A 23,368-nucleotide genomic window follows, 5' to 3' on the forward strand; every position below is an offset into this window, starting at 1 on the left:
AAAAGTGATGGCTAAAATAGCACAGGACAGGTACGAGGGGAAACTCAAAGCCGGAGAGCTGGACAATGCCTACATTTTAAACACTTACGAAGAATTGAAAGGCGGTTTTACAGAGGGATTTGACAGCTCTAATTTCAAGGTACACGGCGCAACCAATGGCATTAGTCCGGAAACGCTGAAAATGCGGCAAAATCTGTTTAAATTCTCTGGTGCGAAAACTTATACCCTGCTGGAAGAAATTAACCAAATATTAAACTCCAATAAAGGCGAAACCTTTGACAGCTTCAAAAACGAGGTATTGAAACTCAACCCACGATACAACAAAAACTACCTACAGGCAGAGTGGCAAACCGCCAAGCAAGCAGGCTACCATGCGGCCAATTGGGACGAGTATCAAAATAACAAAGATTTGTATCCAAATTTGAAGTACAAAACGCAAGGTGATAATAGGGTAAGAGAACCGCACCGCTTGTTAAATGGTATTATAGCTCCTTTGGATAGCGATTTTTGGAAAACGCATTACCCACCCAATGGCTGGCGTTGCCGTTGTTATGTGGTGCAGACAGCGGAGAAACCAACCAATGAGAACGATATACCTACGCTAAACGAAAAGGAAATGCCCAAAGAATTTAGGGGCAATGTAGGTATAAGTGGCGAAATATTTAAGGAAACCGCCGAAAACAAAGGCAAACCGCACCCATATTTTGCACTCTTTAAAAACGCCGGTAGCGAAACCAAAAAAGCCTTTGAATATAGCAAACTTGCAGCTGCCAAAGAAATAGCATACACCGCTGAAAATGGTGCACAGGTAAAGGTAAGCCCTTTTGCAGACCCAGCCGATTTTGAGGATAATTTTATAGATGCTAAACGGATGGCAGACCAGCTAAAATACTCTATAGATATTGAAGCCCATTTAGACAGTCGTGTAATTTTAGACCATAAAAATCCGGAATACAGGATAAATGGAGTTATTGCAGATAGAAAAGCTCCAGAGAATGCCAATACAAAAAATCTATTGAGGAAAGCACAAAAGCAAGCTTGTGAGAAAGTTGTATTGAATATTAAAAATAGTAAAGCCGACAAGGAGGAGATTTTAAATGATTTAAAATCAAGATTTAGATTTGATGCGAATTTCCCAACCATAAAAGAAATTATATTGATAGATAAAAATGGAAAAGCTGTAATATATAAGCGTGAAGATTTTAAAAAGAAAAAGACAGAATAAATCTGTCTTTTTATAATGCGGTAGGCGGGGTTCTTGCATTTTACGTCGCGAATCGCTTCGCATTACGCTACAAATATACAAATAATTTTTAAAATACCATTAAAAACTTTTTAAAATGGAAGAAAATCAAGTACCGGATTTTATGAAAATGGCAGAAGAAATGCTGCAAGGTCTACCCCAAAGGGTAGCGGAACAAGCACGCAATCACTTTATGAAAAGCTTTATCAAGGAGGGGTTTACGGCTAATTCTTTTATCGCTTGGCCTAAGCGAAAAGATACTCTCCCCCATAAAATGCTCTCGCTTTCCTATACCCTCAAAAATAGCATTAAAATAAGCCGTGCAGATTTTGAGCAGGTTATTATTTCCGCAGGCGAGGGTATTCCCTATGCTGCTATACATAACGAGGGTGGTAATATCACCATACCCGTAACCCCCAAAATGCGTAAATACTTCTGGGCAATGCACAAAAAAACAGGTGAGGAATTTTACAAGAATATGGCACTCACAAAAAAAGATTTTTTAAGTGTGCATATTCCAAAACGCCAATACATTGGCAATAGTGCGGCATTGGGCAGAAAGATACGGAGTATTATCATTAGACAAATCAAACAAGCGGGAAAACAATTAAACTGGATTAGTCAAGACTTACTCTGACGGTTGAGATAAAAAATATTAACTTTAAAGCAGATTAAAAAATATGACAACACAATAAAAAATTATCAAGAACAAAGGTATATTAGAATTAGTACAATATTTAGGGTAAAGTAATGGTATATTTCCGAGATAGCTTCTTCAGGTTTAAAGAACTTTAAGAGCAAGGAGTAGAATAACCATTATAAGAGATTTATAGAAGAAAACTTGTAATAAAGGAATTTAGTGAATAAAACTATTGAAGAATTGGAGTTAGATTTCAATAGCTGGCCGAATTACTATAATTTTGAGGAGAACGTATACAGAAAAATATTGCTAAGAGAAAACCCCAATGAAGACTTTTTTGGACAGTAACCCAATGAATGGTAAAAGAAAAACATTTAGAAACACTTGTTGAAAATTAAAAAAGAGGAAATAAAGTTTTTTTTGAAAATATTTATTAGTTATTTTTTAACGCTATCGATCACTAAGTAGTGACTATTACAGTTGTGTACAATACCTAATCTTTTCCAAGACTAAAAACTGATTCAAATAATTCTGAAGATACTTTGTAGCTATTCCCTCGTATTGGACAGATTATAGCTTGGATTTCATTGTGTATTTTTACTTCACTTAACTGTTTACTCATTTTTAGAAGCTCATTGACAATACATTACTATTCATATTCGTTGTAACATCTGACGTATTCACTAAAATTGGTGGGTATCATCCTTTCCTTACAATTTATAATATTCTTTCATCAATTCCACTTCATTCAGAGATAAATTTATTCTGTGTGAATGATGTTGTTTTATTTTAATTCTTTAGATGTCAATATTTAAGATTAACCATCTTTTCTTTATATGCTGTGTAAAGATTTAAGTAAATTTGATGTTTGCCCGACTTATCTTTATAATCCTTAAGAAAAAAGAATGTTTCATTGCTATGTTTGATTTAGTAGCACTATGAAACTCCTTTAAATATGCGTTTTGAATTCTTATCATACCATTCCTTTTTGAATGGCAGAAGTATTATTTGTCCCAGAAAATTTTATTGGGGACAAAAATGGAGACAAAGTATATTGTTTTTTGTTTACTGATTTTATCAGTATTATCCCCTAATGCTTTGAATATCTTTGATTAAAAAAAAGCGAGAATCTTTATGTTATAAAAAGAATTCTCGCTTTTGTGAACGCGGAAGGAGTCGAACCCTCAACCTTCAGAGCCGTAATCTGACGCTCTATCCAATTGAGCTACGCGTCCGTTTTCGGACTGCAAATATAACAAAATTTTATTTATTATCTCTATAATTTTACTTTTTTTTGAGTAAAAATATTTGGGATTTTTTAACATTAAATATATCAGCTGGTTATGGTTTTGTTGTAGTAGGTATATAAAAGGAAAAATAAGGTTTTATTATTGACTAAAAATCCTTATTTTTGTGCATCATTAAAAAGTATAAAATGAAAACTTACAAAAATCCTTTGGAAGAACGCTATTCCAGCTCGGAAATGCTCTATAATTTTTCGCCAGACAATAAGTTTCAAAATTGGAGAAAACTATGGATAGCACTTGCTGAAATAGAAAAAAAACTCGGACTAAATATTACAAATGAACAAATCCAGCAACTGAAAGATAATCTTACCAATATAGATTACGAAAAGGCTGCCGAGTATGAAAAGAAATTCAGGCACGATGTGATGGCACATGTCCATACTTACGGAGATGTGGCACCTGCGGCTAAGGCTATTATCCATCTAGGTGCTACTTCTGCATTTGTAGGGGATAACACAGACCTTATCCAGATGAGAGACGGGCTTTTAATTCTTAGAAAAAAACTTGTAAATGTAATTAAGGCATTGTCTGATTTCGCCCTGAAATATAAAGATATGCCAACGCTCGGGTTTACGCATTTTCAGCCGGCACAGCTCACGACAGTTGGGAAAAGGGCTACGCTATGGTTACAGAGTTTAATCTTAGATTTTGAAGAATTAGAGTTTTTTTTGGATACCCTAAGGTTTAGAGGGGTGAAAGGAACTACCGGTACAGCCGCGAGTTTCTTGGAATTGTTTAACGGAGATTACACCAAAGTAAAGACCTTGGATAAAGAATTGTCTAAGCGTTTTGGTTTTGATAATGTATTTGGCGTATCGGGGCAAACCTATGATAGAAAGGTAGATGCTAAGGTCTTGGCGTTATTGTCAAACATTGCTCAGTCGGCACATAAGTTTACGAATGACCTAAGGCTTTTGCAAAATCTTAAAGAAATAGAAGAACCTTTTGAAAAAAATCAAATAGGCTCTTCGGCTATGGCTTATAAGAGAAATCCTATGCGGTCCGAAAGAATAGGAGCACTCTCCAAATTTGTGATATCTCTGGCTTCCAGCCCTGCTATGGTAGCAGCTACACAATGGTTTGAGAGAACTTTGGACGACTCTGCAAACAAAAGATTGGCAATACCGCAGGCATTTTTAGCTGTAGATGCGATATTGCTTATTTGGAATAATATAATGAATGGATTGGTTGTTTACGAAAATCGTATCAATAAGCATATTATGGAGGAATTGCCGTTTATGGCGACCGAGTATATCATCATGGAAGAAGTAAAAGCTGGGGGCGACCGCCAAGAAATTCACGAAACCATCCGAGTTCACTCTATGGAGGCAAGTAAAAAAGTGAAAATGGAAGGCAAAGAAAATGACCTGATAGAGCGAATTATGAATGATAATTCTCTTAAACTTGACAAATCAAAATTAGCGGAAGTGCTTAACCCTAAAAACTTCATTGGTTTTGCACCAATCCAGATAGAGGAATTTGTGAAAAATGAAGCTCAACCTATTGTGGATAAATATTCGGAGCTTATAGGCTTAGAATCAGATTTAAAAGTATAAATTTGTGCAGTCTTCACGGGCTGCATTTTTATTATATGCTGAAACAAATTATTTACCAATTATTTAATATTCAAATTGTAAATTAATGTCTAATAAAAGAATTTTCGTAGAAAAGAAAGGAATCTTTGATATTGAAAGCCCTAAAGTTTTTGATGAAATTAAAAGCGTGGTGGCTCATATTCAAGAAGTAAAAGTCTACAATATATATGATGTTTTCGGGTTGAGTGATGATGATTTTACCAAAGTAGTAAATAATACCTTTTCGGATCCTGTTACGGATGTATTGCATTATCAGAACCCTGCAAAAAACGAGTGGTTTGCAACAGAATTTTTACCGGGACAGTACGACCAAAGGGCCGATTCTGCCAGACAATGCATTGCTTTACTTACAGGAAAGGATAATACCAAAGTGAGAAGCGGAAAGCTTATAGAGCTGAAAGGCATCGATAAGGCAGATATGGAAAAGGTGAAACATTTGCTCATCAATAAAGTGGAGTCTCAGGAGAAAGATTTGTCCGTTCTTGAAATTCCAAAAGAGGAGGTTCCTGATGAAATAATCACCTATAATGATTTTAATGAACTGAACGAAGGAGAATTGGCTCAATTCTATAATCGTCATGGCTTTTCTTTTGGATTAGATGATTTACAGCATATTCAGAGCTACTTCATATCGGAGGGGCGGTGTCCTACAGAAACAGAGCTGAAAGTTTTGGATACTTATTGGAGTGATCATTGTAGGCATACCACTTTTGAGACAGCCCTTACAGACATTAAATTCAATGGAGCGTTTCAGGAAACCTTAGACCGAATTTTTAAGGATTATATCGAAAAAAGAAAATTTTTAGGAAGGGAACAAAAACCTATTTCGCTAATGGATTTAGCGACGGTATGTGCTAAATATTTCCACAAAACAGGAAAATTAGAAAACCTCGTAATCTCTGATGAAATCAACGCTTGTACCATAAAGATAGAAGCTGAATTTGATGGAAAAACAGAGCCTTGGTATCTTTTGTTCAAAAACGAAACCCACAATCACCCTACGGAAATAGAGCCTTTCGGAGGGGCTTCCACTTGTTTGGGAGGAGCTATCCGAGATCCTTTGTCCGGGCGTTCTTTTGTTTATCAGGCAATGAGACTTACCGGAGCGGCAGATGTATTAGAACCGATAGAACAGACTATTTCGGGAAAATTACCGCAGAGAACCATTACCAAACAAGCTGCCAACGGCTATTCTTCCTATGGTAATCAAATCGGTTTGGCAACGACTCAGGTTTCTGAAATTTATCACGAAGGATACAAAGCTAAACGAATGGAAGTAGGCTTTGTAGTGGGAGCAGTCCCTGAAAATTGGGTAAAAAGGGAGCAGCCCAAGCAGGGAGATGTTGTGATGATATTGGGGGGTGCTACGGGTAGAGATGGTGTAGGAGGTGCTACAGGAAGCTCTAAGGAGCAAGACGAAACCTCTATCCACACGCTTTCTACAGAAGTACAAAAGGGAAATGCAGTGGAAGAACGCAAAATACAACGCTTATTCCGAAATCCGGAGGCAACAAGATTGATCAAAAAATCTAATGACTTCGGGGCAGGAGGGGTATCTGTTGCCATCGGAGAAATAGCTGACAGCATAGAGGTAAACTTAGATGTCTTGCCGCTTAAATATGAGGGGCTCAATGGTACGGAGCTCGCCATTTCGGAGTCTCAGGAGCGTATGGCGGTAGTTATTTCCGAGGAGGATAAAACGGCTTTTATCCAATTTTGCGAAGAGGAGAATATTAAAGCTGTGGAGGTGGCTAAGGTTACAGATTCCGGTCGTATGCAAATGTTTTGGCGAGGACAAAAAATAGTAGATTTAAGTCGTGAATTCTTAGATACTAATGGTTGTCCGAAATCCCAGAAAGTTTCTGTGGAGCATCTTAGGACGCCGAATGATGAAGTAATACCTTTCAATAAAGAGAATTTTATAAATCTTCTTAAAGATAAAAATATAGCCTCTCAAAAAGGATTGATAGAAATGTTTGATTCTACTGTGGGAGGGACTACCGTGGCATTGCCATTAGGTGGTAAATACCAGCTGACTCCTATGGAGGGCAGTGTGCAGACGCTTCCTATACTGGGGGCTGAAGATGTGAAAACGGTATCGTTGGCATCTTGGGGCTTTGATGCTTTTAAGTCAGAGCAAAATTCGCTTATCGGCGCTTCTTATGCTGTAGTAGAAAGCGTTGCCAAAATAGTCGCAATGGGAGGCGATTATCAAAATATCCGCTTGAGTTTTCAGGAATATTTTGAGAAATTAGGAACTAATCCTCAGAAATGGGGTAAGCCATTGGCTTCATTATTAGGAGCTTATGATGCTCAAATGAATTTAGGTTTAGCAGCTATCGGGGGCAAAGATTCTATGAGCGGAACTTACAAAGACATTAATGTGCCGCCAACGCTTATCTCTTTTGCGTGTGCTGATGGCAAGAAAGAACATATCATCTCGCCGGAACTAAAGAAAGCCGGCAATTATATCTATTATTACCGCCACCAGCCGAATAAGGAGGGAATGCCGGACTATGAAACCTTAAAATTTGTATTTGATTTTATCCATCAAAACATTAAAAATCAAAATATTGTATCTGCTAAAACCATAAAAGAAGGCGGTATCGCCGTAGCATTGGCAAAAATGAGCTTCGGAAACGGCTTAGGGGTAGATATTGAAGTAGATGAAAACGAGCTGTTTTGGAATAATATAGGAGCGTTGGTTCTTGAAACTTCATCGGAGCTTTCTCATCCTCATTTAACTAAAATAGGTGAAGTTATCGATAATTCTTTCTTAAAAATAAATGACCATATTTTTGATATTGATGAATTAAAATCTGCTTGGACGGGTACTTTTGAAGGATTGTTTCCGACTATTGAAAGGGAGAAAATAGTGATTGACATTGATGAAAAAGAAAATATGGTAAATCCTCAGGCGGTCGTTATTAAAAAACATAGTATTGCTAAACCTCGCGTATTTACACCTGTATTTCCCGGTACAAACTGTGAATATGAAACGCTGAATGCTTTTAGAAAAGAGGGAGCAGAAGTGGCAATGAAGCCTTTGGTAAATCTTGACCACAACTATTTACAAGAGAGTATAGAGACTTGGGCTAAGGAAATAGACCAATCTCAAATATTGGCGTTCTCAGGAGGATTCTCGGCAGGAGATGAACCTGACGGCTCTGCAAAGTTCATTGTCAATGTGCTGAAAAACGAAATTATGAGGGAAGCTGTGCATCGTCTTTTGGAGCGAGATGGAATGATTATAGGGATATGCAACGGCTTTCAAGCATTAGTGAAATCGGGACTTCTGCCGTATGGAGAAATCAGAGATTTGGACGAAAATTCCCCTACATTAGCCCATAATGCTATTGGCAGACATATTTCACAGATGGTTAGGGTTAAGGTAGTTAGCGACCAAAGCCCTTGGCTCAAAGGTATGAAAGGAGAAATTTATAACATTCCTATTTCGCACGGAGAGGGACGGTTTATGGCATCTGAAAAGGTCATTGCTTCTTTGTACAATAGAGGGCAAATTGCTACGCAGTACATAGATTTGGAGGGAAGAGTAGCACACGGAATGCCTTTCAATCCTAATAATTCTCTATTTGGAATAGAAGGAATTACGAGCCCTTGTGGAAAAATATTCGGACGAATGGGGCACCCCGAGCGATTTGCTAACGGCTTGATGAAAAACATACCGGAAGCCAACTATCATAATATTTTCCGCAACGGCGTAGAATACTTTATGTGATAAAAAGTTTATTAAAAATATTAAAACACCACATAAAGTGGTGTTTTTTCTGATGAAAAATAGATTTTATTAGGGCTTTATCCTAATATTGAAACTTTATTCTCTAAAAGTTCATATATAGTGTCTCTGCCATTATTCGGGCGTACATTTACAGCTCTTGTTCCTTGGAAATGCAGGCAGACTACGAACCCTAATTTAGCGGCATCCAAACAAGTGTATTTTACGCAGTATTCTAAAGCCAAGCCGCATATTTCTACTAATTCTATTCCTCTGTCTTTTAGAAAAACATCTAATCCTGTTTTGACAAAGGCATTATTGTCTTGGAATGCACTATAACTATCAAATTCTATGTTAGTCCCTTTTTTAATGAAATGTGTACCTTTACTGATATCTAAATCCTTGTGAAATGCTGCTCCAAAGGTGTTTTGGATGCAATGATCTGGCCACATAAACTGGGGAATGCCATTTAGGATGATATTTTCTCCTACGTTTCTTCTGTTGTTAGAAGCAAAAGACTTGTGTCCGGAGGGGTGCCAGTCCTGGGTAAATATAATCTCGTCATAGCTGTTTCCGTTGGTAAGTTCGTTGATATAAGGGATTATTTCATTGGCATAAGGAACTTCTAAGGCTCCGTCTTGACAAAAATCATTTTGCACATCTACCACGATAAGGGCTTTTTTCATCTTCTGTAATTTTAATATAATATCCGGAGGTAAAAATAACATAAAAATACTTTTTTCAAAAGGGAATATAAAAAAAGCAGCTTGGGTACTACCGATAGAATATGGTTGTATTGAGTTTTTTTGTATAATAGCTTATAAAAACTTACTTTTGTCCCAAATAAATCATCCTTTTATATATGAACTTTTTAGATGACTATCAAAATATTGTAGCAGAGGCGATAGAAAGATATACTTTCAAGAATCAGCCGAAAGAACTCTACGAACCGATGAATTATATCATTTCTCACGGAGGGAAACGCCTCAGACCAATAATGGTTCTTATGGGATGCGAGCTTTTCGATGGTGATATGAACAAGGCGATGAAACCGGCTCTTGCAATAGAATTTTTCCATAATTTCACTTTGATACACGATGACATTATGGATGAAGCTCCTCTACGCCGAAACAAACCTACAATCCACACTTTGCATGGCATCAATGTGGGGATACTTTCGGGAGATGCGTTACTTATAAAAGCCTATCAGTTTTTTGAGGATTTGGAGCCGGAGCTTTTTAAAAAATGTATTCAGCTGTTTTCCGAAACGGGAGCTGTTCTTTGTGAAGGCCAGCAGATGGATGTCAATTTTGAAACAGACGAGAAGGTAACTTATGAAGATTATATCAAAATGATTACCTATAAAACCGGAGTGCTGAGTGCGGCATCTCTTAAAATAGGAGCGATGATTGCCGGTGCGTCGGACAAAGAAGCGGAGGCCTTGTATAACTTCGGTAAGCATATAGGTATTGCTTTCCAGATTATGGATGATTATTTGGATGTCTTTGGGAATATGGAGCAGTTTGGAAAAAAACACGCAGGAGATATTTACGAAAACAAAAAAACAGCACTCTACTTCCTTGCCTTAGAAAATGCTACCGAAGAAGAAGAAAAGGAACTTCATTATTGGTATTCCAAAAAAACAGATAATGTGGATAAAGTCTATGGAGTAGAAAAAATCTTCAGAAGGACAAAGGTAGATGAAAGAGTATTAAGGCTTATACAAAGACACAATAAGCTTGGACAAGATTGCTTGAAAGAAATCAATCTGCCGGAAAACAAAAAACACTCTTTTGTAGAATTAGCAAATTATTTACTAAAAAGAGAATCTTAATATCGAAAATATGATAGTATTAGGAAGTAATTCTGAAGTAGCACAAGCTTTTGTGGAAAAAATATTATCCGAAGGAAAGAGGTATGAAATGCTTTATCTCCTGACTTCGGATGCAGAGAGTACAAAAAGATTTGCACAGCATATAGAGGTAAAATATCTTCAGCAGAGCAAGGTAATGGAACTGGATTTAATGAACTCTGTCGATTTTTTAGAATTGGAGTCTGTGGATTCAGATTTGCTTTTTTGTGCTACAGGTTATTTGGGAATGAGTGTGGAAGACGGGCTTTACAATCTAAAAAATACTGAGAAGATTATTAGTATAAATTATTCTAAGCTAGTCCCTGTTCTTAATTTTTTTGCTAAGAAAATGGAGGAACGCAGAAACGGGACGATGATTGTATTATCTTCAGTAGCAGGAGACAGAGGACGGCAGAGTAATTTTATTTACGGCAGTGCCAAGGCTGGGCTTACGGCTTATTTAGGCGGACTTAGGAATTATCTCTTTGATAAAAAAGTCCATGTAATAACGGTAAAACCGGGATTTATGGATACAAAAATGACAGAAGGAATGCCCCTGAATCCTAAACTCACAGCTTCGCCGAAACAAGCTGCAAACTGTATTTACAAAGGATATAAGAGACAGAAAAATGAAATCTATGTGCTGCCGATATGGTGGGCGATAATGCTTATTATACGAAATATTCCGGAATTTATTTTTAAGAAATTGAAATTATAAAACTTTAATAATCAATATTTTGTCAAAAGTTATTCACAAAATAAAAAAGTGTTTTTGTGATTTGAAAAATATACATTAAATTTGCAACAATGTATCTCGCGGATAAGAATATATTTTTTATAATGACAACATTAGAGGGTGCCTCTCTAAACAGAATAATTTTTTTTTATTTAAACGAAGCCTTTGGGTTTCGTTTTTTTTTGCTAAAAATTAACAAGATATGCTTACAATTTCAGATTTGAGTGTTGCAAAACTAAACAAACTTATTAAAGAAGCCGAAGACTTCGCAAACGGAAAAACTCTAAAAGCCGAGCAGGAAATCTATGTCTCTAATTTATTTTTTGAAAATAGCACCAGAACTAAAACCAGTTTTGATGTTGCAGAGCGTAGATTGGGGCTCAATGTAGTTCCATTTGATGTAACTACGAGTTCTGTCAACAAAGGAGAAAGCCTCTATGATACGGTAAAAACGGTTGAAAGCATTGGCGTAGATTTAGTCGTTATCCGTCATAAGAAAGATGCCTATTACAAAGATTTGAAAGGAATAAAAATACCGATAATCAACGGCGGAGACGGTGCCGGCAACCATCCCTCCCAGTGCTTGTTGGATTTATTGACCATAAAACAAGAATTTGGTAAATTCAAAGGGCTGAAAGTAGGAATTGTAGGAGATGTAAGGCACAGCCGAGTGGCAAACTCCGATGCCGAAGCACTCAGGAAATTGGGAGCCCGAGTTTATTTTTCGGGACCCGAATATTGGTTTGACGAGGCGGAGTTTATCAACGGAAATTATATGTCTCTTGATGATATGATAAAAGAAGTAGATGTCCTAATGCTATTACGAATTCAGCACGAACGCCACGGCGAAAAAATGAAAATTTCTTTAGATAAATACCATAAAAACTATGGGCTTACCAAAGCAAGAGAACAAAAAATGAAACCTAATGCCATCATTATGCACCCAGCACCCATCAATAGAGGCGTAGAAATAGATACCGATTTGGTAGAATGCCAACGCTCACGCATTTTTAAGCAAATGCAAAATGGCGTCTTTGCCAGAATGGCAATACTAAAATATGCTTTGGAACAAAAAGGAGTTTCTTTTGAAGAAATAAAAGAATAATTGCGAAATTTAGTTCATTCTTACATAAAAATTTAATAAAATCTGATAAAAATTCAAATGAAAAAAAAGTTAATATTAGAGTCGGGGGAAGTCTTTTATGGCGTTGGTTTTGGGTGTGATGAAGATACAACGGGCGAAGTGGTTTTCAATACTGGGATGACGGGTTACCAAGAACTACTGACAGACCCTTCCTACTGCGATCAAATCGTGTGTATGACCTATCCACTAATTGGAAATTATGGCATCAACCGAGATGATTACGAGTGTATAGAGCCCTCTATTAAAGGACTTATTGTAAAGGAGATTTGTGATTTACCTTCCAATTTCCGCTCGCAGATGTCGCTAGATGAGTTTTTTACGAAAAAAGGCTTATCAGGAATTTCTGGCGTTGATACCCGAAGACTCACCAGAATTCTTAGAACCAAAGGCGTAACGAAAGGTAAAATCGTGAATGCCGATGCCCACGATAGCGAAGTTATAGAAGCACTAAAAACTCAGCCACTAAGCACCAATCAAATAGAAAAAGTATCTACTAAAACGCCATTTGCAGCACCTGATAGAGGTTTTAAAGTGGTGTTAATGGACTTTGGTGCCAAACTGGGCATTATCCGAGAACTCTCACAAAGAAACTGCGATATTACAGTGGTTTCTCACGATACCACTGCCGAAGAAATTCTTATGATGGCACCCGATGGCATTATGCTGTCCAACGGTCCTGGCGACCCACAAGACATTCCCCATGCCCACGAAACGGTAAGGAAACTATTGGGCAAAGTCCCTATTTTTGGGATTTGTATGGGGCACCAAGTCATCGGTTTGGCGTGTGGCGCTAAGACTTTTAAGCTTAAATTTGGGCATCGTGGAGGAAACCACCCTGTGTTAGACCTCCGCACGCAGAAAGTGGCTATTACTTCTCAAAATCACGGCTATGCGATAGACCAAGAGAGTCTAAAAAATACAGAGTTGGAAGAAACGCACATCGCACTTAACGATAGAACCAACGAGGGGGTAAGGCATAAAATCCACCCATGTTTTTCGGTACAATACCACCCCGAAGCCAGTCCTGGTCCAGAAGATGCCAACTATTTGTTTGATGAATTTGTGGAGATGATGAAAGAATGGAAAAAGTAAATAAGGTTTAACAAATAAAGTATATGATATGAACTGTTATAATCATCCTGAAATTATAAGTGTAGCATCTTGTATAGATTGTAATAGAGGATTATGTGTAGATTGCTCCAATCTTTATACAATCCCTATTTGTAGGTATTGTAATGTGAATAGAATAAAGAAAGAAAAAAGAGAAATTATTAAAGATTTTGTATGGATGTTTATGTTTGCTTTGGTATTAGCTTATGTCCTTACATCATCTATGCCTTCTACAGATAATGTTTATATTTCTCTATGGTTTACTGCATTTTATGCAGGATTGTCTATCTATAATGGTTGGAAATTTTTGAGCAATATTACACCTAATATGTTTTTGGCACTTCCACTTATTGGATGGTTAATTTATTTTTGTGTAAAATATGTGTTGGCAAGTTTTGTGGGTATGATATTAACGCCATTTTTGATTTTAAAGAAAATAAAACGCTTATTAGATATTATTAAGATAGAGGTTTAGAATTATAGGTAGTAGAAAATATTCTACTCTTACTTAGATAACAGTTTTCTGAAAATGGCAATAACTTCAAAAAAATTAAAATCATTCTGTCGCAATAGAAGTAGAGAGTTAAAATTTAGTTTTAGTACCTATCGCAGAAGGCAATAGGAGCAAAAACAAAAAAATAATCCCTCTGCAGACTGTGGCGGTATTAAAAAATGATGAAGAATACAATTTCTATACTGCGACAGGTTTAAAAATAAAAAAGAGTAACTGTCGCCACTTTATAAGGTATTTATAATTTAAAAATAACTAATAAAAAATATAAAAATGATAAAAGAATTAAGTTTAAGCAAAGTAAGGCTAATGGAGTTTTACCAAGTGATGAAAAGTGTAAAAACTTTTCTAGAGCAAGAAAACTTGGAAACCCTTCAACTACAAAATATAAAAACCGAGTTTGATGACAAACTAACCGCCCTAGATGAAGCCCTAAAACCACTTACCAAAAGTACCTTTACCGAAGCACTTCAGAAAGAAGATGAAACCCGAGATACTCTTTTAGTAGGGCTACAAATGCACTGCCGAGCCTTTGTGAACTTCCCCAATGAAGCCAAAAGTAAAGCCGCAAAAAGTTTACTTTTAGCGGTAGAAAAATATGGCAAAAATATACAAAGCAAAGCACTACAAGAAGAGACTGGAATTATTACCAATCTTTTGGAAGACTTTGCACAGAGTCCCTACAAAGAAGAACTAAAAACTATAGGGGCTACCGAGTGGATTACTGCACTTACCGCCTCTAACCAAAAATTTACCGAACTCTACAACAGCCGAAACCAAGAGCGTGGCGCTATAGAAGTAGGCAAATCTAAGAAAACAAGAAAGGAAATGAACCAAGTATTTTCTCGCCTTGTTAAAACCATCAACGCACTAGCACTCATCAATGGTGAAACAGGATATACCAACCTTGCCAATAATCTTAACGAAACTATAAGAAAAGCCAAACTATAAAGCCATTAGTATAATGAAAAGAACAGATATAAAAACTATTTTGGTGATAGGCTCAGGACCTATCATTATTGGGCAGGCAGCGGAGTTTGATTATTCGGGGACGCAGGCATGTCTATCGCTGAAAGAGGAAGGGTACAGGGTAATTCTCATTAACTCTAACCCTGCTACTATAATGACAGATAAGGAAATTGCAGATAAAGTTTATATAGAACCCATTTCACTAGATTTTGTGAGCCAAATCATTAGGAAAGAAAGACCTGATGCGCTTCTGCCGACCCTTGGAGGACAAACTGGGCTTAATATAGCTGTAGAGCTTCAAAAATCAGGGATTTTGGAGGAGTGCAAGGTAGAAGTATTGGGGACGAAACTCTCTGCCATCAACCAAGCGGAAGACAGAGATTTATTCCGTGCTTTAATGAAAGATTTGGGAGAGCCTGTACCGGAGTCCGATATCGTCAATACCGTAGAAGGGGCTTTAGAATTTGCCGAAAGGATTGGTTATCCAGTGATTGTTCGTCCTGCTTTTACCATGGGAGGAACAGGAGGCGGTATCGCTGCCAATGAAACCGAACTAAAAGAAATTGCTGAGCTGGGGCTTAAATATTCCCCTGTTACACAATGTCTTATTGAAAAATCTATTGCGGGCTACAAAGAGATAGAGTATGAGGTGATGAGAGATGCCAATGACAACGCCATTGTGGTCTGCAATATGGAAAATATAGACCCTGTGGGCGTGCATACGGGGGATTCCATCGTTGTAGCACCGTCTCAGACGCTATCCGACAGAGAATACCAATTACTAAGGAACGCTTCCCTGAAAATCATCAGAGCATTGGGCATCGAAGGTGGCTGTAATGTTCAACTGGCGTTAGACCCTCATTCTTTCAATTATTATGTCATAGAAGTTAATCCGAGGGTATCGCGTTCTTCAGCTTTGGCAAGTAAGGCAACGGGGTATCCTATCGCAAAAATTGCAGCAAAAATCGCAGTAGGTCTCACCTTAGACGAAATTATGAATCCCGTAACGGGTAAAACTTATGCGTGTTTTGAACCTGCGTTGGACTATGTAGTTACTAAAATTCCGCGTTTCCCTTTTGATAAATTTGAAACCGCCGACCGCCGTCTCTCAACCCAAATGAAAGCCACAGGCGAAGTGATGGCCATTGGCAGAAATTTTGAGGAATCATTGCAGAAAGCCATTCGTTCCTTAGAAACGGGTATTCGCCATTTGGGATTAAAAAAGAAACAAGCCGAAGCTCTTACCGAGGAAGATATAGAAAGACGCATCAAGGTTTGTGATGATGAGCGACTGTTTATTATCGGCGAGGCATTGCGTAGAGGTTTTGATTGGCAGAAAATCATGGAATGGAGTAAAATAGATAAATTCTTCATTTGGAAACTTAAAAAAATAGTCGATTTTGAAACCACCATCACCGAGAACAAGATGGATTTAGAAGTTTTAAAAGAGGCGAAGCGTTTAGGCTTTTCCGATATTAATATCGCTTACCATTGGGGCATCACACAGCGTGAAGTCTTTAATCTAAGGAAAGAGAATAACATCATGCCCGTATACAAAATGGTGGATACTTGTGCTGCGGAATTTGAAAGCGAAACGCCTTACTTCTATGGAACTTATGAGGAAGAAAATGAAAGCATAGTTTCTGACAAAGAAAAAGTGATTGTGCTTGGCTCTGGACCTATCAGAATTGGACAAGGTGTGGAGTTTGATTATGCTACGGTGCATTCCGTTTGGGCAATTAAAGAAATGGGCTACGAGGCGATTATCATTAATAACAACCCAGAAACCGTATCTACGGACTTCTCTATTTCGGATAAGCTCTACTTCGAACCTCTTACGGAGGAAGATGTGATGAATATCATAGAGCTGGAAAAACCTAAGGGGGTAGTAGTGCAGTTCGGCGGACAGACTGCTATTAACCTCGCCGATAAACTCGCAGCACACAATGTCAAAATATTAGGAACGTCTTTGGAAGATTTAGACCGTGCCGAAAACCGCGATAAATTTGAAAAAGCTTTGCAAAGCCTCAATATCCCGCAGCCCGAGGGTAAAACATCTACCTCCAAAGAAGAAGCCGTAAAAATTGCCGATGAAATTGGCTATCCCGTACTGGTACGCCCGAGCTATGTATTGGGAGGTAGAGCGATGGAAATCGTATATAATGAAAAAGAATTGGCTCATTATATGGAAAATGCCGTAGAAGCCAGTCCGGAGCATCCTGTTTTAATTGACAAATATATGGTGGGGAAAGAGGTAGAAGTAGACGCCATTTCAGACGGCGAAACGGTGGTTATCCCTGGTATTATGGAGCATATAGAGCGCGCAGGGGTTCACTCTGGCGACTCTATTGCGGTATACCCACCACAAAATATCAATGAAAAGTGTCTTCGCGATTTGGTAGACTATACTGAACGCTTAGCGAAAGGCTTAAATGTAAAAGGCTTGATGAATATTCAGTATGTGCTATTTGAAAATCAAGTTTATGTCATAGAAGTGAATCCGCGTTCCTCTAGAACGGTGCCGTTTCTCTCAAAGATTACCGATGTGCCTATGGCAAACCTCGCTACGAAAATCATTTTAGGACAAAAACTAAAAGATTTAGGCTATGATAATGGATTAGTGCCAGAAAAAGAAGGTGTATTTGTAAAAGTACCCGTATTCTCATTTTCTAAACTGACGAAAGTGGATATTTCTTTAGGTCCTGAAATGAAATCTACTGGCGAAGTGATGGGTAAAGATATTACGCTAGAAAAAGCACTTTACAAAGGATTAATTGCAGCGGGAAGAAAAGTGCCAACACATGGCTCAATATTATTTACGGTGGCGGACAAGCATAAAGAAGAAGCCGCTGTATTTGCCAAGCGTTTCCACCAAGTAGGTTTTAGAATTTGGGCAACGGAGGGAACAGCTAAATATTTTGAAACGCATGGTATTCCTTGCAAAGTAGGGTACAAAATTGGTGAGGAAGATGTTAACCTAATTGATTTGATACAAAAAGGGAAAGTGCAATATGTGGTCAATACGATGACGAAAGGAAAACAATCTGAACGCGATGGCTTCCAGATTCGCCGTATGTCGGTAGAAAACGGAGTTCCGTGCCTTACCTCTATGGACACAGTAGAAGCTATTTTAAAAGTAATAGAAAGTATGAGTTTCCAAATGCAGTCTATGTAATTCACTATAAAATATGTTAAAAAGAATCCCGAAAAAATCAAAAAAAATCGGGATTCTTTTTGTTTGCCACAGTGTCTTTTGTTTTTTAGATGGTCAAAAAAATATGTATATTTGTGCCTTCCAAAAAATGAAAGATATAGACCTTTCAGAAAATAATTAACGAAAAGAAAACCAATTAAAAACAATTTCCCATCCACTAATGATGAACCAAAATAAAGACTATCTCAGCGGACTAAATTCTTCTCAATATGAAGCTGTGACTACTCTGCAAGGTCCTCTGATGGTGCTTGCAGGAGCAGGTTCAGGTAAAACAAGAGTGCTCACTATGCGTATCGCACACCTTATCAATAATGGAGTAGATCCGTTCAATATCTTGGCACTTACCTTTACAAATAAAGCCGCCAGAGAAATGAAAGAGCGTATCGCTAAAGTAGTGGGAGAGAGCGATGCCCGAAGTATATGGATGGGGACTTTTCATTCGGTATTTGCGCGTATTCTTAGGAGTGAAGCTCCAATTATTGGTTTTCCGTCTAATTTTACGATTTACGACACTCAGGACTCGCTGAATGTTTTAAAAAAAGTGATAAAGGATTTGAATTTGGATGCCGATATTTATAAGCCCAAAAAAGTACAAGGGCGGATTTCGGAGTTCAAAAATAATCTGATTACGGTACGGGCGTATTACAACAATCCTGAGCTAATGGAGGCAGATGCCAGAGCCAATATGAAATATTTGGGGCAAGTCTATCAAAAGTATGTAGAAGCCTGTTTCCGAAATGGTGCAATGGACTTTGACGACCTATTGCTAAGAACCAACGAAATCCTGACGCGCTTCCCAGAAGTTTTAGCCAAATACCAAGATAAGTTTCGGTATATCCTCGTAGATGAGTATCAGGATACCAATCATTCTCAGTATCTTATCGTAAAGGCATTAGCGTCTAAATTTGAAAACATTTGTGTAGTGGGAGATGATGCCCAATCTATTTATTCATTTAGAGGGGCTAATATTTATAATATCCTTAATTTCAAAAAAGATTATCCGGATGCCGTTACGGTGTCTTTGGAACAAAATTACCGCTCTACGCAGAATATCGTAAACGCTGCCAATTCCGTTATCGCTAAAAACGAACAACAATTCAAAAAAAATGTTTTTAGTGCTAATGAGGAGGGAGACAAAATAAAGGTTTACCGCTCTTTTTCTGATGCGGAGGAAGCGAATTTCGTAGCGGCAAATATTTGGGAATTGCATAATTCTCGACAAATGAAGTTTGATAAATTCGCTATTTTATACCGAACCAATGCCCAGACCAGAGCCTTTGAAGATGCTCTGAGGCGGAAGAATATTCCTTACCGCGTGTATGGGGGATTATCTTTTTATCAAAGAAAAGAGGTAAAGGATTTAATGGCGTATCTCAGATTGTTGGTCAATGAGAACGACAACGAGGCATTCCTTAGAATCATGAATTATCCGGCGAGGGGGATAGGAGAAACCACTCAGAACAAGTTAATCGTCTATGCCGACTCTAAGGGACTCTCTCTCGGTAGTGTGTTGGACCACTTATTGGAGCATAGCCCTTCCCTTGGTCTTAATAATTCTACGCTAAAGAAGTTAGACGAATTTTGGCAAATGATAAAAGCGTTCAGAGTTTCTCTAAAACAGGATAACGCTTATATCGTAGCGATGGAAGTGGCAAAACGGACCGGAATTATAAACACGCTGAAAAGCGACCAAACGCCGGAGGGGATTTCCAGATTGGATAACATTCAGGAGCTTATCAACTCTATACAAGGGTTTATAGAGGAGCAGCAGCAGTTGGAAGACGGTGATGCCAGTTTGTCTAATTTCTTGGAAAATATAGCTTTGGCATCAGACACCAAAGGGAATGACGATGATGACAACAAGGTTTCGCTAATGACCATTCACTTGTCCAAAGGATTGGAATTTCCGGTGGTTTATATGGTGGGATTAGAGGAAAATCTGTTTCCGAGCCTTATGAGTACGGCTACCCGAGAGGGCGTGGAGGAGGAGAGGCGTCTGTTCTATGTGGCACTTACCCGTGCAGAGAAACAAGCGTTTATCACTTATGCGGTATCTCGTTTTCAGTGGGGCAAAATTACAGATGCAGAGCCCAGCCGTTTTCTGAGTGAGATAGACCCTCACTTTATAGAATTTGTCAATCCGGGTATAGAGAAGAAAGTCATTAATCGTTCCGGATTAAAATCGGATATTTTTGGAGATATGTCTTCGGAGCCGGTTTATTTTAAGAAAAAAGAGCCGAAAAAAACACTAAGCAGAAACATTAGTCCATTGGCCCCAAAACCTGAAAAACAAAACTTAAAGCCTTTGGCTTCAGCGAAAATCAATACCCCAAAAGCAGGCGTACAACAGGATATAAAAGTAGGGGATACCGTCCGTCACGAGCGTTTCGGGGTAGGTGAAGTTATTTTCTTAGACGGCTCCGATGCCAATAATGTGAAAGCTAAGGTTAAATTTGTGAACGAAGGTGAGAAAAATCTAATCCTTAAGTTTGCCAAACTGATAAAGTTATAGCATTATCTTTTTCGTTTGGCTTTGGATTTGGCTTTTTGCTGAGCGCGGTTGACTCCGTATTTTTTCGGAGGTTTCCGCTTGCTTGGCCCGCCTAAGTTTTCTTTTTTGTTTTTCCCCTTTTTCTCATGGAATGCACCTCCGCCTTCGTTTAGTTTTACCTTTACAGGGTTTTTCATTTTCATCTCTTCTTTTTCGGAGGCTATTTTTTTAGGATTAATGAGCACTTCGTCCGGGAAATCCAAGAGTGTAATTTCCTTTTTCATCAAAATTTCAATGTCTAAAAGTGCAGTTTCTTCCTTTGGAGTAATGAATGAAATGGCAATACCATCTTTGTCGGCACGCCCTGTTCTTCCTATTCTGTGAATGTATTGCTCGGGAATTTCCGGAATTTCAAAATTAATGACATGCGTAATGTCCGAAATGTCCAGCCCTCTTGCCATTACATCGGTGGTAATAAGTCCCCTTAGGTTTTCATTCTCAAATTTTTGCATCGCTCTGAGCCTATAATTCTGGGATTTGTTAGAATGGATGACTTCAAACTCATTAGGAAATAACTCGTTAATCTTTGAGAAAAGATAGTCTACGTTTTTTTTATTATTACAGAAAATCAATACCTTAGATAAGGTTTTGTCTGTTTTTAGGAGGTGTTCCAAGAGATTGATTTTGGTGTTGAAGTTTATTACTTTGCAACCTATCTGCTCTATCTTTTCCAAAGGCGTCCCGGATTTTGCCAATGATATTTCTATCGGAGAGGCAAAGTATTCTTCCAGCATCTCATCTACGGCATCGGTCATTGTTGCGGAGAAAAGAATATTTTGCCGTTTCTCCTTCATCATCTCAAAAATATGAGTGAGCTGATGCCTAAATCCCAGATTGAGCATTTCATCAAACTCGTCAATCACTAACTTTTGCACTTCTTTCAAGGAGATGGCATTGTCTATGGAGAGATCCATCACGCGCCCCGGTGTCCCAACAAGAATGTCGCATCCTTCATCAAATAATAATTTTTGCGTATTGATATTTTTACCCCCATAAACTCCGATAATCCTCGTTGTAAGGTTTTCCGTAAGGCGGCCGAGAATTTCTGCAATCTGAACCACCAGCTCTCGCGTAGGGACTAATATGAGAATGGTAGGATTGCCGCTTTTGCTATACTTCCAGTTTTTGAGAACAGGCAGGAGATACGCCAAAGTTTTTCCCGTTCCGGTCTGGGCTATGCCCATAATGTCCCGTCCGGAGAGGATAGGTCTAAAGCTTTTCTCTTGAATAGGCGTAGGCTCGAATAATTCCATATCTGCCAGCGTATCAAGTATTTTCTCGGGCAAATCGAAGTCTGCAAAAGTTAGTTTCATAAAGTATGGTTTTGGGTAATATATCTATACACCTCTTACGATGAAGTAATTTTTCTTTCCTTTTTGCAGAAGGATAAAAGAATGGTCGATAAAATCCTTATCCGAAACTACAAAATCTTCATTTACTTTTTCTTTGTTTACAGAGATGGCATTTCCTTTTAGTTCTCTCTTAGCATCGCCTTTTGATTTTAGGAAACCGGATTTGTCGGATAGCAGATCTATAATATTGCAGCCTATGAGTTCGCTTTTTGGGACTTCTTTCTGCGGCACACCATCGAAGATTTCAAGAAAAGTAGTTTCGTCTAATTGCACCAAATCTTCCGCAGTGGACTTTCCGAAGAGGATTTCGGAGGCTTTTACGGCTTTGTTGTATTCTTCTTCTCCATGTACCCAGATGGTTACTTCCTTGGCAAGACGCTTCTGGAGTGTTCTTAGGTGAGGTGCTTGTCTATGCTCTTCTATCAAATGTTCGATTTCTTCTTTGCTGAGAAAAGTATATATTTTGATGAAGCGTTCGGAATCTTCGTCTGTGGCATTCAGCCAAAATTGGTAAAACTTATATGCCGAAGTTTTACGAATATCCAGCCAATAGTTTTCGCCGCTTTCGGATTTTCCGAATTTAGAGCCATCGGCTTTGGTAATGAGAGTTACCGTTAGTGCAAAGGCTTCTCCTTGGGCTTTTCTTCGTATCAATTCCGTTCCGGTAGTAATATTTCCCCATTGGTCGGAGCCCCCCATTTGTAGCTTTACACCTTCGTTTTGGTAGAGGTGTAGGAAGTCGTAGCCCTGCAAAAGCTGATAAGTAAATTCCGTGAAGCTCATTCCTTCTACGCCGGCTTCGCCTGAGAATCTTTTCTTTACAGAATCTTTTGCCATCATATAATTGACGGTGATATGCTTTCCGATATCTCTGGCAAATTCCAAAAACGATATGGATTTCATCCAATCATAATTATTGACAAGCTCGGCTTTGTTTTCTTTATCGCTGTCAAAATCCAAGAATCTTGAAAGTTGATTTTTTATGCAATCTACATAATGGTTGAGCGTAGCTTCGTCCAAAAGATTTCTTTCAACCGATTTGCCGGAAGGATCACCTATCATTCCCGTAGCACCACCTACCAATGCGATAGGCTTATGCCCGTGCTGCTGGAAATGCACCAAAATTTTTATAGGTACCAAACTGCCGATATGCAGGGAATCTGCCGTAGGGTCAAATCCTATGTAGGCTTTAGTCATTTCTTTAGACAATAATTCTTCTGTTCCGGGCATCATATCGTGGAGCAGCCCGCGCCATTTAAGTTCTTCTATAAAGGAATTCATATTAACCAGTTAATTTCGGCAAAGATAAGATTTTATGTTTTAATAGCGTAGTAATACAGCTTTGAAAATAAGCTTAGTAGAAATATATTGTTTTACAATTAAAATTTCCGATATTTGTATCATTAAA

The 23,368-nt window shown here is 38.2% G+C and carries 16 protein-coding genes and 1 tRNA gene; 13 read left to right on the plus strand and 4 right to left on the minus strand.

Annotated elements, in window-relative coordinates:
* The first annotated feature begins 7 nt into the window (after positions 1-7).
* The 3 genes from BLS89_RS07185 (at position 8) to BLS89_RS11215 (ending at position 2,231) form a co-directional block, all read left to right on the plus strand.
* Complete coding sequence (locus BLS89_RS07185) at positions 8-1,225, plus strand: phage minor head protein (RefSeq protein ID WP_092737001.1); 1,218 nt, start codon at positions 8-10, stop codon at positions 1,223-1,225.
* A gap of 115 nt (positions 1,226-1,340) precedes the next feature.
* Positions 1,341-1,880: a phage virion morphogenesis family protein gene (locus tag BLS89_RS07190; RefSeq protein WP_092737003.1), complete on the plus strand. Its 540-nt coding sequence runs from the start codon at positions 1,341-1,343 to the stop codon at positions 1,878-1,880.
* Positions 1,881-2,102: 222 nt separating this feature from the next.
* The gene (locus BLS89_RS11215) at positions 2,103-2,231 is read left to right on the plus strand and encodes a hypothetical protein (protein WP_262501484.1); all 129 of its coding nucleotides are present in this window, start codon (positions 2,103-2,105) and stop codon (positions 2,229-2,231) included.
* An 813-nt stretch (positions 2,232-3,044) separates the two neighbouring features.
* Here the strand turns inward: BLS89_RS11215 and BLS89_RS07195 are convergent.
* Positions 3,045-3,118 (minus strand) — tRNA-Arg (locus BLS89_RS07195).
* A 200-nt stretch (positions 3,119-3,318) separates the two neighbouring features.
* Between BLS89_RS07195 and purB the strand changes: the two genes are divergently transcribed.
* Together purB and BLS89_RS07205 are read left to right on the plus strand one after the other, a co-directional pair.
* Positions 3,319-4,746 (plus strand): adenylosuccinate lyase, encoded by a 1,428-nt coding sequence (gene purB / locus BLS89_RS07200; protein ID WP_092737005.1) that lies wholly within the window; start codon positions 3,319-3,321, stop codon positions 4,744-4,746.
* A gap of 85 nt (positions 4,747-4,831) precedes the next feature.
* The gene (locus tag BLS89_RS07205; protein WP_092737007.1) at positions 4,832-8,524 is read left to right on the plus strand and encodes a phosphoribosylformylglycinamidine synthase; all 3,693 of its coding nucleotides are present in this window, start codon (positions 4,832-4,834) and stop codon (positions 8,522-8,524) included.
* Between the two features lie 77 nt (positions 8,525-8,601).
* Here the strand turns inward: BLS89_RS07205 and pncA are convergent, their stop codons facing one another.
* Positions 8,602-9,207, minus strand: a complete 606-nt coding sequence (gene pncA / locus BLS89_RS07210; RefSeq protein WP_092737075.1) for a bifunctional nicotinamidase/pyrazinamidase — start codon at positions 9,205-9,207, stop codon at positions 8,602-8,604.
* A gap of 176 nt (positions 9,208-9,383) precedes the next feature.
* Between pncA and BLS89_RS07215 the strand changes: the two genes are divergently transcribed.
* The 8 genes from BLS89_RS07215 (at position 9,384) to BLS89_RS07250 (ending at position 20,569) form a co-directional block, all read left to right on the plus strand.
* Positions 9,384-10,355 carry a polyprenyl synthetase family protein gene (locus BLS89_RS07215; RefSeq protein ID WP_092737009.1) on the plus strand — a complete coding sequence of 324 codons (972 nt, stop codon included), beginning with the start codon at positions 9,384-9,386 and terminating at the stop codon, positions 10,353-10,355.
* Positions 10,356-10,365: 10 nt separating this feature from the next.
* A complete protein-coding gene (locus BLS89_RS07220; RefSeq protein ID WP_092737010.1) occupies positions 10,366-11,091 on the plus strand; it encodes an SDR family NAD(P)-dependent oxidoreductase in 726 nt (241 codons plus the stop codon).
* Positions 11,092-11,311: 220 nt separating this feature from the next.
* A complete protein-coding gene (locus tag BLS89_RS07225) occupies positions 11,312-12,214 on the plus strand; it encodes an aspartate carbamoyltransferase catalytic subunit (RefSeq protein WP_092737012.1) in 903 nt (300 codons plus the stop codon).
* A gap of 57 nt (positions 12,215-12,271) precedes the next feature.
* Positions 12,272-13,345 carry a glutamine-hydrolyzing carbamoyl-phosphate synthase small subunit gene (gene carA / locus BLS89_RS07230; protein ID WP_092737014.1) on the plus strand — a complete coding sequence of 358 codons (1,074 nt, stop codon included), beginning with the start codon at positions 12,272-12,274 and terminating at the stop codon, positions 13,343-13,345.
* Between the two features lie 28 nt (positions 13,346-13,373).
* The gene (locus tag BLS89_RS07235; protein ID WP_176763269.1) at positions 13,374-13,838 is read left to right on the plus strand and encodes a hypothetical protein; all 465 of its coding nucleotides are present in this window, start codon (positions 13,374-13,376) and stop codon (positions 13,836-13,838) included.
* A gap of 309 nt (positions 13,839-14,147) precedes the next feature.
* Positions 14,148-14,825, plus strand: coding sequence for a DUF6261 family protein (locus BLS89_RS07240; RefSeq protein ID WP_092737018.1), 678 nt, complete (start codon positions 14,148-14,150; stop codon positions 14,823-14,825).
* 13 nt (positions 14,826-14,838) lie between these two features.
* On the plus strand, positions 14,839-18,018 hold the full coding sequence (gene carB, locus BLS89_RS07245) for a carbamoyl-phosphate synthase large subunit (RefSeq protein WP_092737020.1): 3,180 nt from the start codon (positions 14,839-14,841) through the stop codon (positions 18,016-18,018).
* 199 nt (positions 18,019-18,217) lie between these two features.
* Positions 18,218-20,569, plus strand: a complete 2,352-nt coding sequence (locus tag BLS89_RS07250; RefSeq protein WP_245688919.1) for an ATP-dependent helicase — start codon at positions 18,218-18,220, stop codon at positions 20,567-20,569.
* A gap of 2 nt (positions 20,570-20,571) precedes the next feature.
* Here the strand turns inward: BLS89_RS07250 and BLS89_RS07255 are convergent, their stop codons facing one another.
* Positions 20,572-21,921 carry a DEAD/DEAH box helicase gene (locus BLS89_RS07255; RefSeq protein ID WP_092737024.1) on the minus strand — a complete coding sequence of 450 codons (1,350 nt, stop codon included), beginning with the start codon at positions 21,919-21,921 and terminating at the stop codon, positions 20,572-20,574.
* A gap of 24 nt (positions 21,922-21,945) precedes the next feature.
* Positions 21,946-23,241: a tyrosine--tRNA ligase gene (gene tyrS / locus BLS89_RS07260; RefSeq protein ID WP_092737026.1), complete on the minus strand. Its 1,296-nt coding sequence runs from the start codon at positions 23,239-23,241 to the stop codon at positions 21,946-21,948.
* Positions 23,242-23,368: the final 127 nt, after the last annotated feature.

Source organism: Riemerella columbipharyngis (genome assembly GCF_900101995.1).
Classification (GTDB): Bacteria; Bacteroidota; Bacteroidia; order Flavobacteriales; family Weeksellaceae; genus Riemerella; species Riemerella columbipharyngis.